Consider the following 15,506-nt stretch of genomic DNA (forward strand, 5'->3'; position numbering starts at 1 on the left):
TCTGGAAAGATTGTCTGGTCTAAGGTTCAGGCCTGAATATCCGGCCTGAGTTTCTGACCTGAGTTTTGGGTCTTGGGTTAGGGGTCAGCGGGATTTCCGATATCCGCCTCATGAGGCTGCGTTAAGGGCGCTGGAGCGCTGTTTGTTGGCGCTCTGCGCAGGGCCCAGATCAAAAATCCTGCCACTCTCGTGAAGGGGAGGAGCCCCCTGCGGCCAGTTGCGCAATCCGAGCCGAGGTTTGTGGCGGCGGAGGAATATCTGCTACTTCCTCCTCCTCCTCGGGCTCATCAAGATCGAACAGGAAGATTTCACCGTTGGAGCGCCGCTCAATATCAAAATGTGCCACCAGTTCGGCCAGTTTTGCGGCCTCATTCTTCAACAGGTGGCTGGCGGCAGTGGATTCTTCAACCATGGCGGCATTTTGCTGGGTGACCTGGTCCAGCTGCGATACGCCCACGTTGATCTCATGCAGGCCAACGGATTGTTTGTCAGCAGCCTGCGCGATACCCGAGATCAGGCTGGAAATATCGCTGACCTGACCCACGACAGCGGACAGGGCGCTGCCGCTCTTGCCGACCAGCTGAACCCCGTTTTCTACCTGTTCGGCGCTGTTGCCGATCAGTTCCTTGATTTCCATTGCAGCATCCGACGAGCGCTGGGCCAGCGCGCGGACCTCGGCGGCTACCACGGCAAACCCACGGCCAGCATCACCGGCGCGCGCGGCCTCGATGCCAGCGTTCAGAGCCAACAGGTTGGTCTGGAAGGAAATATCATCAATAACCGTGATGATCTTGGAGATGTGGTTCGAGCTCTCCGAAATCTCATTCATGGCCTCAACGGCGCTGCGCACGACGCTGTCGCTATCCTGTGCAACGGTGCGGGCTTCCCCCATTGTGCTTTCGATTCCGCGGGTGCTCTCTGCGGCGGTACGCACGCTTCCCGTAAGTTCATCCAGCGCGGCAGAGGTTTCTTCCAGCGTTGCAGCCTGGCTTTCTGTGCGCATCGCCAGATCGTCAGAAGCTGCAGAGATTTCAGAGGCTCCGTTGCGGATGCTGTTCGAGGTTTCGACGATCTCGTGCATGGTCTCTGACAGGGTTTCAACCGTGCGGTTATAATCACGGCGAAGCTGCTCGTGATCTTCCGGAAAGGTTTCAGAGATCACGATGGTCAGGTCGCCCTTGGCCATGGCATTCAATCCTTCCCGCAGGCGGCTCACGACAAAGGCTTGCTGCTCCTGCAGGCTGGACCTTGCTTCTTCTGCCTGATGGGCAGCGTACAGATCTTTTTGCAGTGACTGCAGGGCACGGCCGATTTTGCCGATTTCATCAGCACGCTGCGCAGTGGAAATCTTTTGTTGCAGGTCACCTGCCGCCATCCGGTCAACTTCCTCACAGATGGTGTCAATCGGGCGTAGAACGGACCGTGCCGTAATGATGGAGATAATCAAACCAATGCATCCAAGGGCCGCCAAACCGCTCAGTAGCGTCCAGGCCAACTTGTCCGCCGGGCTAATTGCGGCATCGATGTTGCGTTTGATGTCAATCAGTGCGCTTTCGGGCAGCGCGCCATCGGGTTTTCCGGGGGATACGGCTGTCACAATGCGCAGAATATGTTGGCCGGTTTTATCCGAGAACTGCCTGATAAACCCGTCTTGCGACGCTGCCAGCGCTTCGTGAAGCTGCATCAGCTCAGGATCCGCGGCGACGGTTTCAGCGGAATGAATGACGATATCAAAACTCTCGTCAAAAAGCGCTGAGTTATATGAATTCTCTTTGTCAGACTCTGCCAACATCAAGCGGATCTGATGGGCGTTTTGCACAGTCATTGTGCTGGCTTGGCTAATGGCGGTGTGTTCCACCATTGCAGGCACTGCAAAAACGCCCACAAGGGCGCATAGAAAGATCATTGCTGGTATTGGCGCCGCGAATTTGAACATCAGCGACCGTGCGGATAATCCCATTACACTTTTCCTCAGGCCAATATGAAGGGGGATGCAGAATCCCTCGACCTAAGCTGAAGCTAGCCCGAGAAGGTAAATTTTGGGAAAACGATCACCCCTTGGTGTAAATACGTAAGCAGCCACACGCAATGCGGGCGCAACGTGCCTTGGCACATCGCGCCCGCAGGAGTCTTGTCAGACAGGAGAGGCTCCCGTCTATGGTCTGGGTTTAGACCAGGAAATCATCTGCAACAAAGACGATTTCGTCGAGGACGCTGGTGTCCGCGTCGCGCACAATGACGCGATCCCGGTCCCCGCCATCCAGCTGGATATGCAGATCGCCGTTACGTTCAAAGGCGCGGCGAATACCAACACCATCTTCCAGAACAATCACGTCTTCGGTGGCGTCAAAATCGGTGATGATGTCGCGTTCGCGGCTGCCATTGTCCGCATCCGCGCCAAAGACAAATGTGTCTGCGCCATCATTGCCTGTCAGCGTGTCGCGTCCAGCGCCGCCGATGATCACATCGTCACCGTCGCTGCCTGTCAGGCGGTCCGCTCCGCTGGTGCCTTGTATCACCACAACTTCGGGCGCCGGTGTCGGTTCTGGATCCGGCGTTGGTTCCGGAGTGGGGGCGGGGTCTTCGCCGCCATCGACAACGCCATCGGCGCTGAAGCCAACCTCTGCGTAGGTCAGGTCGTGGCTGGTAAAGCTTTCAAACTGTGCCCCTACGACATTGTCCAGAGTGTAGCCCGCCGCCTCGATGGTTGCGACCTCTACCGCATAGGCGCGCGTGTCGATGTTTTGGTTGTTCACAAAATCAAGGCCGCCGGACTGGTACGCCTGTACACCGGAAATCGTGCGCCCGTCATCAAGGGTCACGGTTACCAGAACCTCTGAGTTAAACGGGTTTATCTCGGTGCTTTCGTCCGCATTAAACGGGGTGTCGTCGCTATCAATGACCGTACGGGTGGTGCCCAGACCGGGGGCGTCAATGGAACCGGGGCCAAAGACCAGACCCTCAAAGGAGGTCGCACCGGGGGGCAGCAGGCCAAACTCCAACTGATCAAAGGACACATCGTTGGCGCGGATTTGAGAATCCGCAGTGACAGACGTAATGGTTCTGCTCGCATATTCATTGCGTGGCAGGAAATAGGTGTCCCCGCCCGCGGAGAAGGTGATGCCAAACACAACACCTGCGTCGGTATTCAGTGAAACGAACTCATAGGTGGGTGATTGAGACGCAACCAGAACGCCATCGACAAAGAAATCAATGTCTTCCGCTTCGCTCAACACGGTTTCATTCACCGTGCCTTCAAAGATCACCGACTCTGGGATGACGATGAAATCATTTGCATCAGGGTCCACTGTCTTAAGCTCAACAGCGGTGAGGGGTGTGCCAGCCGAAATGATGTCATTCTGACCAAGTTCGACGCCATCAATACGGTATGCGGTACCGACAAGAGTTGTAGGCATGTCATTCATCCTGTTCTGGGATTTTATGATGTTTTTCAATAGGTAAGCTACGGTTTGTAACGACTTTAGATACGCGCCACAGTCATTAAAAAAGTCTTAAATTCCAAATGACGTGACTTCACAAACAGGTGGGTAAAGCGCGAGCAGAAGCCGTATCAAATCGCGCCATGGATGCGATTTTGCCCAGAAAGGTCACCCAAATCCCTGAAAACCCGCTGATTGCAGCGCGCAGGGCGATACACGATAAGTTCAAAAAGGGGAATGTGACGGGAGCTGTTGATCCTGATGTCTTGATGCACAAGCCTGCCTGGCCGGGCCCAACAGCTTTCGATCCTGTGCCTTGGGCGCAGCCAAAAGAATCGCTGCACCCAGAATATCAGCGCCCTCGGGGTCAGAGCGCGGCGCGGCTCAGCCGTTGGAGCTCAGAATGCGCGCCTTGGTCAGGAACCGGGTTGTGCGGCCATTGTCGAGGCTGAAGCCATCGCCAGAGCCGGGTCCCGCGTCGATGATCACCTGCGAGTTTTCCCAGATCCCGGCAATCGACGGAGAGGCCCACACGCCCGCACCATCCGCATCCCCCAGTTTGATGTCTTTGCTGCCAATAAAGGCATTGCTTTCCTTGAAACACATGGCACCGGTTCCGTCACAGCATCCGGCCGACAGCTGGAACACGACGTCACCATATTCAGCACGCAGCTCGTCCAACAGCGCGCGGCCTGCATCGGTGATGACCACTTTTTCCGAAAGATCTGCCATCGGGGGCTCCTCTTTATTGTCTGGGTCAAACGTAGTGAGCACCACAGATGAACCAAGCGCGACCAAAGTCCAAAACATCATGCGATCACAATAGAGTGTATCCGATGACGCTGTCGGGCCTCCATTTCGGATTTCAAGCATGGTGAACGCACAAACCATGTGGACATTGGCCTATGGGAAAAGATGAAATCTTGCGTTTTGTTCTGTTCTTGTTCACATTATGTCCATGGTTCACACATCCGATCACAGTCCCGATGACATGGTTTCCCTGCAGCCGGGGCAAAGGCTGGCACGTGGTGTTGCACGTTACCTGCGCTCACACGGGTTTGCATCTCTCGAAGAGTTTGTACCCACACGTGGCCTGCGGGTGGACGTTATGGCCCTTGGTCCCAAAGGGGAGATCTGGGTGGTGGAGTGCAAGTCAAGCCGCGCCGATTTCACCTCGGACCAAAAGTGGGAAGGTTATCTGGAGTGGTGTGACCGCTATTTCTGGGCAGTGGACACCGCGTTCCCAACTGAGTTGCTGCCAGATGGGACCGGGCTGTTGATTGCAGATGACTACGATGCAGAAATCATCCGCATGGGGCCAGAGACCAAACTGGCCGCCGCGCGGCGCAAGAAGTTGACCCATAAATTTGCGATGGATGCAGCCCGTCGTCTGCACAGCCTGCGCGACCCTAGGCCTGGGCGCGATGGCTTGTTGTTGCACGATCCAGAGGGCGATGGCTGATCAGCGAACCGGTACAGGTTATCGCAACGTGATTGTTAAGCTGTGTTGCGAAAGGAGCGCCATTGCTCAATTCGCTTGAACCCGGCAGATCAGCCGCCTGACCGCTGGTTGGAGATTACCCTGCCACTGCGCGCGCAGCCTGGGCTGCGGCCAGAATTTCTTCGGCAATCTCTTCTGCTTCCTCGGGGTCAAAATCCATCGGGATCTCAATCCCGTCTGCCTCGATGAACAGGCGGATCATGCCGGCATCTGTGGGGCCGATCTGCAGATTGGCTTCGATATCGCGTTCGGAATTGATACCCATGACGGCCTCCGGCTTGGGGTGAGGAATGAACAATTCTGCTACCTTGCGCGATCACGTTTTGCAAGCATCCTGCAGGCCCACCACGCGCTCATCACCGGCCCGACGCCTTGCGCTCCAGTATGAAAGTTTTTCGGCGATCCGCAGAAAAGTTTGTTTTCCCCCTCTTGCGCTCTCTGAAACTGTGCTATAAATCGCCCCGCAGTGCCGCCTTAGCTCAGTTGGTTAGAGCGCCTGATTGTGGATCAGGAGGTCCCCCGTTCGAGCCGGGGAGGTGGTACCACTTATCATACATATCACTTCTGTTGTTCGCCCGTTGTACGGCGCATTTTGTGTCTGCGCGACACATAAAAAGCCCGCTCCAAAAATGGAACAGGCTGAGATGAAACGGGCCGCATTGGTTTTAGGCTTAACCGGCTTGAACTCCGGCGTCTGTGCTACTGCAAGTCAACCGTAGGGGCAGCGGTTGTTGTGGTGGTTTCGCCACTGTCGCCGACCACAACGCCCAGAACCACGGCGGCGGCAATTGCACCGGCGGCCGGGGTTGTCGCCAGTCCGGTCCCGCCAAAGGGGCTTTGGCCAGTGGCTTCCACACTTGCAGCGTCTGTCGCCGCGCGGCGCGGCAGGTTCTGACGGCAGGTCACCTCAATTGACCCGTTCGGCAGATATGCCGCCGAAACTGGGGTGCCGCTTCCGCATGCCAGACGTACGCGGGCTTCCGCCAATGCGGCTTCGACAATTTGTGCTTTTGCCTCTTGCGACTGGGCCAGAAGGGCCAGCCCGATCACCGCTGTAGACAAGAATTTTCTTTTGAAATCAATAAACATAGGACCATCTACCCCGTCAGCAACTGGTATGCATGTTAAGGCAGGCACAAGGTCTGGTGCAAGCCCGTTCCTCAGTGAAAAAGGCGCAGGAAGCCATAGGTATCTTCAGATCGCTGTGGTAAGTCACAGAGAGAAGGTGCCCGGTCGGTTGGGGCCTTTGATGTTTACAAATATGTTCATGGTTTTGGAGGGGGAAATGCACGCTTTGTGTCGTTCACTTGTCACCGGGCTTACTATTACCGGGCTGGCCCTTACACCGGTTGTTGCAACCGCTCAGGCGTCCGGTGTTCTTTATACAGTTGTTGTTCCTGCAGGCGGGTTTGGCTCGTCGCTGTATTTGAAAGAGCTTCTGGGCAGCCTGACGGCCGCACGGCTTTTCTGTCAGCAGCTGAATGATAAAACCCTGCAGGTGGACTGTCTGTCTGACCGGCTTGACCAAATTGCCGAAGAGATTCCCGAGGGGACCGATTACGCCGAAGTCCGCAGTATCCTTGCGGAGACCTCGGCCAATCTGGGTACTTTGGCACGCGAGAACCGGGATCGAACGCGCAATCGTGTGACGGCCTCACAACCGGGGCAGGGCGCTGACAGAGCCACGCGCCCACTTCGCCCCATCGCACCGGATGCGCTGGCTGCCGTGAATGCACAGGCTGTAGACATTCTGGAAGAGGCCAAGACAAAACTCTTGCGCTCTGCAGATAACAGAAACCGCAACCAATACGCCCGCATCGCGCAAGCTCTGGAAAGCAACAAGGTCCTGTTGCGCTCCTGATCTGAGAGTATCGTCGGGGCCGGGTTACTCAGCCTCGATGGCAATCTCCTGCCGCACAGCTCCGGACAGGCTGTTCAGGATCAGAACCCTCTGGTCGGTTGTGACCACCGCAATCCAGCCGTCACCAAAGGTCACGGCCTGCGCCGTCACCCCTTGGGGCAGGGAGATGTTTTCCGGCAATTGCGGCCCGCTGTTTGACAAACGGATGACAAGCAGCGCGACAATGACTAAAAGCCCGCAAACCATTACTGCCGTCAGCCCTGTCACCAACCGGCGCAGGAACCTCAGCTGGCGCGGTTCATCATCTGTCTCTATTTCCAAAGGGTCCGTCATGGGCAGCCGCCAGATCTCATTTGTTATTGCGGAAAACCCGCCTAAGCGGCTTGATAAAGCGCTTTCCCGTGATGTGCCAGAGGCGGCAAGCCTGTCGCGCACCCGTCTGGCCCGACTGATCGAGGGCGGCAGCATCGCCGTCAATGGCCAGGTCCAGACCGATGCCAAGGCCCGCGTGGCCGAAGGGGATCAGGTGGAGATCACGGTGGAAGAGGCTGATGAAAGCCATATCGGCCCCGAAGACATCCCGCTGGAGGTGGTGTTCGAGGATGACGATCTGATTGTGGTGAACAAACCTGCAGGGATGGTGGTTCACCCGGCTCCGGGCTCACCTTCGGGAACCTTGGTCAATGCGCTCCTGCATCACTGCGGCGAGAACCTCTCTGGTGTGGGTGGGGTCAAACGTCCCGGCATCGTGCACCGCATCGACAAGGAAACCTCGGGCCTGCTGGTGGTCGCCAAATCCGATGCCGCCCATCAGGGGCTTGCCGCACAGTTCGAGAAACACACGGTAGAGCGCTATTACCGCGCGGTCTGCTATGGCGTGCCCGCTAGCACCGATCCCCGCCTGCGCGGGGTCAAGGGGGCAAGTTTTGAACCCGGTAATATCCTGAAAATTACCACTCAGCTGGCCCGGCACAAGACCGACCGCCAGCGCCAGGCGGTTCTGTTCCAGGGGGGGCGCCATGCGGTGACCCGGGTCCGAGTGGTGGAAAGCTTCGGGGCGCCAGCGGCGGCCGCTTTAGTAGAATGCTGGTTGGAGACCGGACGGACGCATCAGATCCGGGTTCATATGGCCCATGCGGGCCACGGTCTGGTTGGGGATCCAACCTATGGCGGCAAACGCAAGATCTCTCCTAAAGCACTGACGCCAAAAGCGATCTCGGCGCTGTCCACCTTCCCGCGTCAGGCGCTTCATGCGGCGGTTCTGGGCTTTGATCACCCTGTTACGGGGCAGGCCATCCGCTTTGAAGCGCCACTGCCGCGGGATATGCAGGACATGCTGGCCGCCTTGGCCTGACCTGTCTCGCCAATGCGAAACAACTGCAGCTAGGAGGTGTTTCGCCTCGGGCACAGCCCGAGGCGACCCGCGCCGCGCCTCCGGCGCGGCGCTCGGCCCAACGCTGGGCGGGGTTCTGACAAGAACACCGATCCGGGGGCGGGAGAGGTTGCTCAGAGCCTGTAGGAACCTCCGATCCGGGCAGCAGGGGCGCATGTCCCGGAAAGAATGTGGGGAAATGTCTTCCCGAAAATTTCCCCGAAATGTTTCAATACCGGTCCAAGTGATAAAAAAGATCGAAAAAATGGGCCAAAGAAGACGCGCCGCGCTGGCCTGGGTGACGGTGTTTGCGGTGCAGGCAAGCGCTTTAAAACACTGCCAAAACTGGAAGGTTCGAACCAATCGGGAACATGGGTGCGTTCTGGTCGGATGTTTCAGCCCTGCACATCACTGTGACACGCATCACAGACCCTTTGGGGAAACCAAACTAACCAGTTTATTAATGTTGCATCTTGAAGCGTTGTTTGCGCTACCCCATATGCCTCAATGTTAAACCGTTATACATTACGGGAGGGACATCTAAATGGCGAATTATGCAAATCTGCCGGCACCAACACCAGAAGGCGGTCTGAACCGTTATCTGCAGGAAATCCGTAAGTTTCCGCTTTTGGAGCCCGAAGAAGAATACATGCTGGCCAAACGCTGGGTCGAAGAGCAAGACGCAGCCTCGGCCCATAAAATGGTGACCTCTCACCTGCGCCTGGCGGCGAAAATCGCGATGGGCTATCGGGGCTATGGCTTGCCGCAGGCCGAGGTGATCTCAGAAGCAAACGTTGGCCTGATGCAGGCGGTGAAACGCTTTGATCCCGAAAAGGGCTTTCGTCTGGCGACCTATGCTATGTGGTGGATCCGGGCCTCGATCCAGGAATATATCCTGCGCTCCTGGTCGCTGGTGAAGCTGGGAACGACCTCAGCGCAGAAGAAGTTGTTCTTCAACCTGCGCAAGGCCAAGGCCCGTATCGGTGCTCTGGATGAAGGGGACATGCACCCCGATAACGTCAAGAAGATCGCAACCGACCTGGGCGTGACCGAAGAGGAAGTGATCTCCATGAACCGCCGCATGTCGGGGGGCGATGCCTCGCTGAATGCTATGGTGGGTGGCGATGGCGAAAGCACCATGCAGTGGCAGGACTGGTTGGAAGACGAAGATGCGGATCAGGCGGGTGATTATGAAGCCCGCGACGAACTGGAAGCGCGCCGTGAATTGCTGGCCGAGGCGATGGATGTGCTGAATGATCGTGAAAAGGACATCCTGACCCAGCGCCGTCTGTCTGATCAGGCCAAGACCCTTGAAGAGCTGAGCGGCGAATATGACGTCAGCCGCGAACGTATTCGCCAGATCGAAGTGCGCGCTTTTGAGAAGCTGCAAAAGAAGATGCGCGATCTGGCCAAAGAAAAAGGCATGCTTGCCACCGCATGATGTTGCGATCGGACGTCAGGCCACCTCCGACCCCTCGGGTCTGAACCGGTCCCCCCCCGCATCACGCAGGAAGCAGAAAACCCCGGTTCTCATCGGCCGGGGTTTTCCTTTGTTCAGGGAACTGACAGCTGGTTGCGGTCAGGCGGCGATCAGCGCTGTGTCAAACCGCTGCGCACAGGCCAGGTCAACTGCCGTGATGCCTCCGGCATCATGGGTGCTATAGCGGATTTCGAAATACCCCCAACCCAGCCGAAGGTCCGGGTGATGGCCCGATTGATCCGCCAGAAACGTCGCAAGATTGCTGAGATACACCGCCTTGGCAAAACCCTTTACCGTCACACGGCGTATCAGGACGTTTTCATCCCTTTCGAACGCCCAGTCCGGCAGGGTCTTGGAAATGGCGTCTTCGATCTCGTCGTGACTCAGAAGAGGGGTGTCAAACCCGCCGCGCGATGAGGAAACTGTGGTCATGAGAAGGCTCCTTCAGGCAACTTTGAGCGGGTATTTCGGTGCGTGCAGACCCAAGGACTGTGCGGTGCGTATGTCCGCCATCAGATCGCGCTGGGTGGCGGCAAACAGGTCATCAGCATCTTCCAGAACAAAATATACCGGCTGCGGAATGTCGATCCGATACGGCGTACGCAGGATGTCGATAATGTCAAAGGGGCGCATCTCCGGTTTGCCAGAGCGGCTCCATGTCAGCTCTTCGGGCGAAGAGGCCAGCCCCGAACCCAAAGCCTTGATCGTCTGCCCTTCGCGCAAGAGGCCAAATTCGATCGTGAACCAGTAAAGGCGGATCAACCAGCTGTAGTCCTCGGGAGCGCAGCGGGTGCCAGTGCGGCCAATGGCCTGCGAAAACGCGGCAAACCGGGTGTCGGTCAGCAGCGGCGTGTGGCCAAAAAGTTCATGAAAAATGTCCGGTTCTTCAATATAGTCGAAATCCTCGCGAGAGCGGATGAAACTGGCCGCCGGGAACGTCCGATTGGCCAGCATGTCAAAGAACCTTCCAAACCCGATCAGGGCAGGCACCGGATCAACGCGCCAGCCTGTCAGAGTTTGCAGCCGTGCGGTGATCTCGACACATTGGGGGACGCGGCTCAGGGGTAGGGCGATGCGGTCAAACCCGTCCAGATAGGGGCGTGCCATATGTTTGCGGATCTCGGGGGCCTGGAGTGCATAAAGGTCGGCCCAAACCGCATCATCCGCCGCCGAATAGGCAATCCGCCCATCTGGCCCCGGTGCTTTGGCCTCGTATTTGGTGGATTTTGGCATCTGCGCCTCCTCTTCTGCCAAAAAGTGTCAGGTTCAGTTTTGCGCGAGAACTGGGAAAATACTTGCCTAACTTGCGCAAGTTACAGTCAACTGAGGCAAACCTGTGCGCAGTGGGCGGGAGGATTGGAAAATTTCACTTAAACTGGATGATGCGGATCACCGGCTGCTGGCGGTTTTACAGACCAATGGAAAAGCCTCTTTGCAAGAACTGGCCGAGGCCGCAGGCCTGTCGCAATCCCCCTGTTGGCGGCGGATCAAACGGATGGAGGACGCAGGCCTGATCCGGGGCTATGTGGCGCGGCTGGACCCCAAGGGGCTTGGGCTTCATGCGCTTGCCTATATGTTTGTGACCCTTATGGACCACCAGGAAGAAACAATTGCATCCTTCAACAGGCTGGTCGCCGCAGAGAAGCGGATTGTGGAATGTGCAACGATCACCGGAGGGGCGGATTTTATCCTGAAGGTTGCAGCCAAAGACCCGGAGGATCTGGAAACCTTTCTGATGAAAGGCGTGTTGTCCTCGGGGTTGGTGCGCGAAAGCCAGACCCATTTTATCCTGCGTCAGACGAAAACCCGCAGCCCCTGGCCATTGTTGTAAGCCGATGAAAAAAGCCCAAAATGTTTCGCACGCGAAACAATTGACCGTTTGGACAAGCAGAAAATTTTGCAACGTTTTGGGCCGTTGGCACAGATATGGCAGGGTTTTTCCGGCGGTATCTGTTGCATTGTCTCAAATTTTAACGATCAAACCACCGTTAGACTTCAAAAGTCGCGGCAAAGGCGATTTCCCCTTTGGGGGTAAACGTCACCACGCGGGAGCCCTCTGTGCGGGTCAGCCAGTTCAAGTCTTCCATCCGGGTCAAAAGCGCACGCCCCAGTGAGCCGGCCAGATGGGCGCGGCGCGCGCTCCAGTCCAGGCAATCGCGGCACAAGGGTGCGCGTTTGCGGGAGAGAGCGTCAAGATCAATGCCAAAATCGCACATCAACGCAGCACCGGTGTCGGTCAGGACGGGGCCTGTGCCGGTCTTGAACAGATGCCCCTGGGCGATCAGCCCGTCATAAAGCCGGGTGCCCATATCCCCCGCGAGGTGATTGTAGCAGACGCGCGCCTTGCGCAGAGCGGCATCGCGGGGGCCGGTGCGGGTGCGGAAATGGCCGGACTTGGCGGCGACGCCCATCAAGGCTTCCAGAACGCCTGCAACCTCGTCAGAGGCCAAGTTGAAATATTTGTGCCGCCCCTGTTTCACGGTTTGCAACAAGCCGCCGTCCACCAGTTTGGTCAGATGCGAGCTGGCGGTTTGCTGCGACACGCCCCCCACGCGGGACAGCTCCCCGGCAGTGAGGGCTTTGCCGCCCATCAGCTCCACCAGCATATTGGCGCGGGCAGGGTCGCCGATCAGCGTGGCGATGCGGGCGATGTCTGGTCCGTCTTTCATAGTTCGATCTTAGTCGAAGCATTGGCGTGTTTCAATGCGGTAGGACAGGCGGGCAAACAAAAGGAGCCTGCAATGCTGACCTGTATTATCCGCTATCACATTGATCCGAGCAAACGCGCCGCCTTTGCGGACTATGCCCGCAACTGGGGGCAAGCCATCCCGCGCTGCGGTGCGGATCTGGTGGGGTATTACGCCCCGCATGAGGGATCGTCGACGCTGGCCTATGGGATTTATAACGTGGCCAGCCTTGCGGCGTATGAGGCCTATCGTGCGCGGCTGGCGGCAGATCCCCTGGGGCGCGAGAATTATGAGTTTGCCCAGCGTGAGAAGTTCCTGTTGCGGGAGGACCGGACCTGGCTCAAGCTGGTTTCAGCGCCCCATGGGCAGTCGAAAGAAGGACGCCAGACATGATCGTTGTGATCTTTGAAGTCGAGCCAAAGGACGGCAAGGTAGAGAGCTATCTGGACATCGCCGCCAAGCTGCGCCCAATGCTGGAGCAGGTGGAGGGGTTTATCTCGGTTGAGCGGTTCCAGAGCCTCACGACGCCGGGGAAATACCTGTCATTTTCGGTCTTTGAGGATGAGGCTGCGGTGGCACGCTGGCGCGAGCTGACTGCGCATAGGACTGCGCAACGCGAAGGGCGGGCGGATCTGTTCCACGATTACCGGATCCGGGTGGCAGAGGTTCTGCGGGATTATGGCATGACCGATCGCGACGAGGTCCCGGGGTAACGCCTAATCATTTGTCTCCAGAAAGAACGGCAGCTTGCGCAACGTGGCCTCTGCGTCCTTCAATGTTTCGTGAATGCCGTCCGAGAGCGTGGTAAAGCTGTCGCGGTCCAGTGAGCCAAACAGGCTGTCGTTCACATTGCGCAAAACCGGGGCGAGAGCGTCAATGGCTGTGGCGCAGTTTGGTGTGATCTTGACCAGAACGCTGCGGCCGTCTTCGGGGTTCTGGGCCTTCTGCAAAAGGTCCATCTCAACCAGGCGTCCGACTTCTTTGGTCACATGAGCGCCAGAGACATGCAGCGCCTCCGCCACCTGTGCAACAGTACGTCCATGATCGCCCTGATGCTGCGCCACGTGCAGCAGGATATTGTACTGTGGTTTGGTGACGCCCAGACGTTTGGCAAATTCCGCCCGCATCTGTTCGATCCGGGTGGCCAGCGCGGTGACGTCATAAAGCAGCCTGCGCAACAGCCTGTCATTGCCGCCGATCAATAGCGCCTCGCGCGTGACGGTGCGGGGGAAGGTGAAAGAACTGTCATCCATATCCTATCCAAATAGGGCAAGTTTTCGCGGGGTCTAATCGGTGGTAGTGGCGGTTGTTGAAGGCTGTCAAGCGTCTACACGGGGATGTTAGCTCACGATGTCCTGTCAGAAAGGTTATTTGAGTAGCTAACTCAGTTAGGCAAATAAACCCCTGTCCACGTGACGCGGGTGTTCGCGGACGTGGGGTTTTAGAGTTCCAAGGAGACCGCAAATGAAATCGTTTATGACCGCCTTCGCAGGCCCCGCCGCCGCCCTTATTCTAACCGCAACCGCATCGCTGGCCCATGAAGACCACGTTGCCCCGACCGAACACAAGGGCGTCAGCGTCTTTGGCAAGGCGGCGCTGGAACTGGGTGCGCAGATTCCGGCGATGGAGGGCTATCAGGTCCGCATCCGTCAGGTAAAAGTTGAGCCCGGTGGAATTGTTGCCTCCCATAACCACGAGACCCGCCCGGGTGCCTATTTTGTGATCTCTGGCGACGGTGTGATGGAGCACCGGGGTAAAGAGGAAACTCTGGTTGCGCCGGGGACCGCCGTTCTGGAGAGCAAAGAGGTCGACCACTGGATCTCTAACGAAGGGGGCGAGGCGCATTTCTTTGTCTTCGACATCGTCCCGGTCGAGAACTAATCCAGACGACATAGGTCCAGACACAGGTGAGGTTAGGTTAGGGGCGCGGCTATTCGGCTGCAGTGAGGGTTTCGCCCCTTGGACCAGATATGGCTGCGGATAAGGCGCGGCTTTCCTGACAGGTGAGCACGGGGCGCACATGCGGGCCATAGGTTTGCTGCACGTCCCGGCTCAGATTGGGAAACTCCTGCGCGATGGCGTGCCGTTGCGCAGGAGACAGCAATTCCATGGCCACCCGACCGGGATAGAAGCTCTCGCAACGGGTGCCATTGGCCCATAAAAGGGCATGGTGATCCAGCATCAACGTATAATACACCGCGTCGGATTTGCCTTTCATGCGGCGCACGCGGGGCATGTCCGTCAACCCTTTGGCAACGGCCAGAACCTCGGCCGCACCGTGAAAACACAGAACCTCGGGCCCGTCCAGCAGGATCCGGTGCTGGGGAGAGACAGCCAGATCGCGCGAAGGGCAACCGGCGGCCAGCCCGTCGGCTTTGATCTGGATGGGTTTGTGCTGTTCGTTCTCGGGGGTAAAGATCATCTCACGCTGGCCGATCCAGCGAATGGGCATCGGGCCGTGGTCAACGGTGGAGACCAGATCACCCGGCTTTAAGTGTTCGATGCTGATTTCCCCCAAAGGGGTGCGGATCAACGTGCCCTGAAGGAAGCAGACCGGAGCCACGTTATTGTCGCCCGAAACGTCCAGCTGCACATCGTGACCCGCCGGGCTCCAGTCCAGGTTGCGGATCTGGATGGATGTGATGCCGGGAAGATCACCCACACTGTCGTCAAAGACCGCAAAGTACCGGTCAGAACCGCCGCCCAGAGGGGAGGCGATAATGAAGGCGACTTCTGAGACGGCCTCATCCCCGTAAAGATCGACCGAGGACGCTCCGCCGTCGTAGGTGACAGTCACCGGATCGGCGGTGTCGCTGAGGGGGGTAACCAGTTGGATAATGTAAGCCACACCATCAATTTCGAGCGTTCCACTTTCGCTCGCGTAGGAATCGTTCAGCTCTCCGATATAGGAGCCGGTGTTGCCAGCTTGGCTGTCCGAATAGGTCGCATTGTCCACGACCCCTTCAATATCCCCTCCGCCGCCGGGCGTTACGGTGAACGTGGCGTTGGAGTTTATGGACGAAAGCTCTATCAGATCAGGTAGTGGCGTGTTGCTGGCGCCCATGGGACTTCTCGTGAATTTGATTGTGAAATCCAGTTTTTCACGAAGAAGTTAAAATTCTTGACATACTGATTTAGGAATATTGCGCGTGACCTGCGCGCCGG

General features: G+C 57.5%; 19 protein-coding genes and 1 tRNA gene. 9 read left to right on the plus strand and 11 right to left on the minus strand.

Annotation, left to right across the window (positions count from 1 at the left end; all coding sequences use genetic code 11):
- Window positions 1–169: 169 nt before the first annotated feature.
- The 3 genes from ACXAEW_RS11110 to ACXAEW_RS11120 form a co-directional block, all read right to left on the minus strand.
- On the minus strand, window positions 170–1,960 hold the full coding sequence (locus ACXAEW_RS11110) for a methyl-accepting chemotaxis protein (RefSeq protein ID WP_474941370.1): 1,791 nt from the start codon (window positions 1,958–1,960) through the stop codon (window positions 170–172).
- A gap of 208 nt (window positions 1,961–2,168) precedes the next feature.
- Complete coding sequence (locus ACXAEW_RS11115; protein WP_474941371.1) at window positions 2,169–3,416, minus strand: calcium-binding protein; 1,248 nt, start codon at window positions 3,414–3,416, stop codon at window positions 2,169–2,171.
- Between the two features lie 408 nt (window positions 3,417–3,824).
- Window positions 3,825–4,172 carry a DUF779 domain-containing protein gene (locus tag ACXAEW_RS11120; protein WP_474941372.1) on the minus strand — a complete coding sequence of 116 codons (348 nt, stop codon included), beginning with the start codon at window positions 4,170–4,172 and terminating at the stop codon, window positions 3,825–3,827.
- Between the two features lie 220 nt (window positions 4,173–4,392).
- Between ACXAEW_RS11120 and ACXAEW_RS11125 the strand changes: the two genes are divergently transcribed.
- Entirely contained in the window at window positions 4,393–4,902 is a 510-nt protein-coding gene (locus ACXAEW_RS11125; protein ID WP_474941373.1) for an MmcB family DNA repair protein, read from the plus strand.
- Between the two features lie 115 nt (window positions 4,903–5,017).
- Here ACXAEW_RS11125 and ACXAEW_RS11130 read toward each other — a convergent pair whose 3' ends face one another.
- A complete protein-coding gene (locus tag ACXAEW_RS11130; protein ID WP_474941374.1) occupies window positions 5,018–5,206 on the minus strand; it encodes a DUF6324 family protein in 189 nt (62 codons plus the stop codon).
- 203 nt (window positions 5,207–5,409) lie between these two features.
- Here ACXAEW_RS11130 and ACXAEW_RS11135 point away from each other — a divergent pair.
- Window positions 5,410–5,486, plus strand: a tRNA-His gene (locus ACXAEW_RS11135).
- 154 nt (window positions 5,487–5,640) lie between these two features.
- On the opposite strand, the gene ACXAEW_RS11140 is transcribed toward ACXAEW_RS11135, so the two are convergent.
- Window positions 5,641–6,030: a hypothetical protein gene (locus tag ACXAEW_RS11140; RefSeq protein ID WP_474941375.1), complete on the minus strand. Its 390-nt coding sequence runs from the start codon at window positions 6,028–6,030 to the stop codon at window positions 5,641–5,643.
- Between the two features lie 160 nt (window positions 6,031–6,190).
- Between ACXAEW_RS11140 and ACXAEW_RS11145 the strand changes: the two genes are divergently transcribed.
- On the plus strand, window positions 6,191–6,802 hold the full coding sequence (locus ACXAEW_RS11145) for a hypothetical protein (protein WP_474941376.1): 612 nt from the start codon (window positions 6,191–6,193) through the stop codon (window positions 6,800–6,802).
- A gap of 24 nt (window positions 6,803–6,826) precedes the next feature.
- Here the strand turns inward: ACXAEW_RS11145 and ACXAEW_RS11150 are convergent, their stop codons facing one another.
- Window positions 6,827–7,135: a DUF6476 family protein gene (locus ACXAEW_RS11150; protein WP_474941377.1), complete on the minus strand. Its 309-nt coding sequence runs from the start codon at window positions 7,133–7,135 to the stop codon at window positions 6,827–6,829.
- On the opposite strand from ACXAEW_RS11150, the gene ACXAEW_RS11155 reads away from it, so the two are divergent.
- A complete protein-coding gene (locus tag ACXAEW_RS11155; protein WP_474941378.1) occupies window positions 7,134–8,156 on the plus strand; it encodes an RluA family pseudouridine synthase in 1,023 nt (340 codons plus the stop codon). The two genes, ACXAEW_RS11150 and ACXAEW_RS11155, sit on opposite strands and share 2 nt — an antisense overlap.
- Before the next feature lie 562 nt (window positions 8,157–8,718).
- Entirely contained in the window at window positions 8,719–9,615 is an 897-nt protein-coding gene (rpoH, locus tag ACXAEW_RS11160; RefSeq protein WP_474941379.1) for an RNA polymerase sigma factor RpoH, read from the plus strand.
- Window positions 9,616–9,753: 138 nt separating this feature from the next.
- Here the strand turns inward: rpoH and ACXAEW_RS11165 are convergent, their stop codons facing one another.
- Together ACXAEW_RS11165 and ACXAEW_RS11170 are read right to left on the minus strand one after the other, a co-directional pair.
- On the minus strand, window positions 9,754–10,086 hold the full coding sequence (locus ACXAEW_RS11165) for a 4a-hydroxytetrahydrobiopterin dehydratase (protein WP_474941380.1): 333 nt from the start codon (window positions 10,084–10,086) through the stop codon (window positions 9,754–9,756).
- Between the two features lie 12 nt (window positions 10,087–10,098).
- On the minus strand, window positions 10,099–10,887 hold the full coding sequence (locus ACXAEW_RS11170; protein ID WP_474941381.1) for a phenylalanine 4-monooxygenase: 789 nt from the start codon (window positions 10,885–10,887) through the stop codon (window positions 10,099–10,101).
- Between the two features lie 103 nt (window positions 10,888–10,990).
- Between ACXAEW_RS11170 and ACXAEW_RS11175 the strand changes: the two genes are divergently transcribed.
- Window positions 10,991–11,485 carry an Lrp/AsnC family transcriptional regulator gene (locus ACXAEW_RS11175; protein ID WP_474941382.1) on the plus strand — a complete coding sequence of 165 codons (495 nt, stop codon included), beginning with the start codon at window positions 10,991–10,993 and terminating at the stop codon, window positions 11,483–11,485.
- Window positions 11,486–11,642: 157 nt separating this feature from the next.
- Here the strand turns inward: ACXAEW_RS11175 and ACXAEW_RS11180 are convergent, their stop codons facing one another.
- On the minus strand, window positions 11,643–12,323 hold the full coding sequence (locus ACXAEW_RS11180; RefSeq protein WP_474941383.1) for an ArsR/SmtB family transcription factor: 681 nt from the start codon (window positions 12,321–12,323) through the stop codon (window positions 11,643–11,645).
- Between the two features lie 72 nt (window positions 12,324–12,395).
- Between ACXAEW_RS11180 and ACXAEW_RS11185 the strand changes: the two genes are divergently transcribed.
- Together ACXAEW_RS11185 and ACXAEW_RS11190 are read left to right on the plus strand one after the other, a co-directional pair.
- Window positions 12,396–12,734, plus strand: a complete 339-nt coding sequence (locus ACXAEW_RS11185; RefSeq protein WP_474941384.1) for an NIPSNAP family protein — start codon at window positions 12,396–12,398, stop codon at window positions 12,732–12,734.
- Window positions 12,731–13,054, plus strand: coding sequence for an antibiotic biosynthesis monooxygenase family protein (locus ACXAEW_RS11190; RefSeq protein ID WP_474941385.1), 324 nt, complete (start codon window positions 12,731–12,733; stop codon window positions 13,052–13,054). Before ACXAEW_RS11185 ends, ACXAEW_RS11190 begins: the two co-directional genes overlap by 4 nt.
- Before the next feature lie 3 nt (window positions 13,055–13,057).
- Here the strand turns inward: ACXAEW_RS11190 and ACXAEW_RS11195 are convergent, their stop codons facing one another.
- On the minus strand, window positions 13,058–13,594 hold the full coding sequence (locus ACXAEW_RS11195; protein ID WP_474941386.1) for a MarR family winged helix-turn-helix transcriptional regulator: 537 nt from the start codon (window positions 13,592–13,594) through the stop codon (window positions 13,058–13,060).
- Between the two features lie 211 nt (window positions 13,595–13,805).
- Here ACXAEW_RS11195 and ACXAEW_RS11200 point away from each other — a divergent pair, with 211 nt between their 5' ends.
- The gene (locus ACXAEW_RS11200) at window positions 13,806–14,222 is read left to right on the plus strand and encodes a cupin domain-containing protein (protein WP_474941387.1); all 417 of its coding nucleotides are present in this window, start codon (window positions 13,806–13,808) and stop codon (window positions 14,220–14,222) included.
- Window positions 14,223–14,271: 49 nt separating this feature from the next.
- Here the strand turns inward: ACXAEW_RS11200 and ACXAEW_RS11205 are convergent, their stop codons facing one another.
- Window positions 14,272–15,405, minus strand: coding sequence for a Hint domain-containing protein (locus ACXAEW_RS11205; RefSeq protein WP_474941388.1), 1,134 nt, complete (start codon window positions 15,403–15,405; stop codon window positions 14,272–14,274).
- Between the last annotated feature and the right edge of the window lie 101 nt (window positions 15,406–15,506).

Source organism: Epibacterium sp. ABZ3_068, from assembly GCF_056159265.1.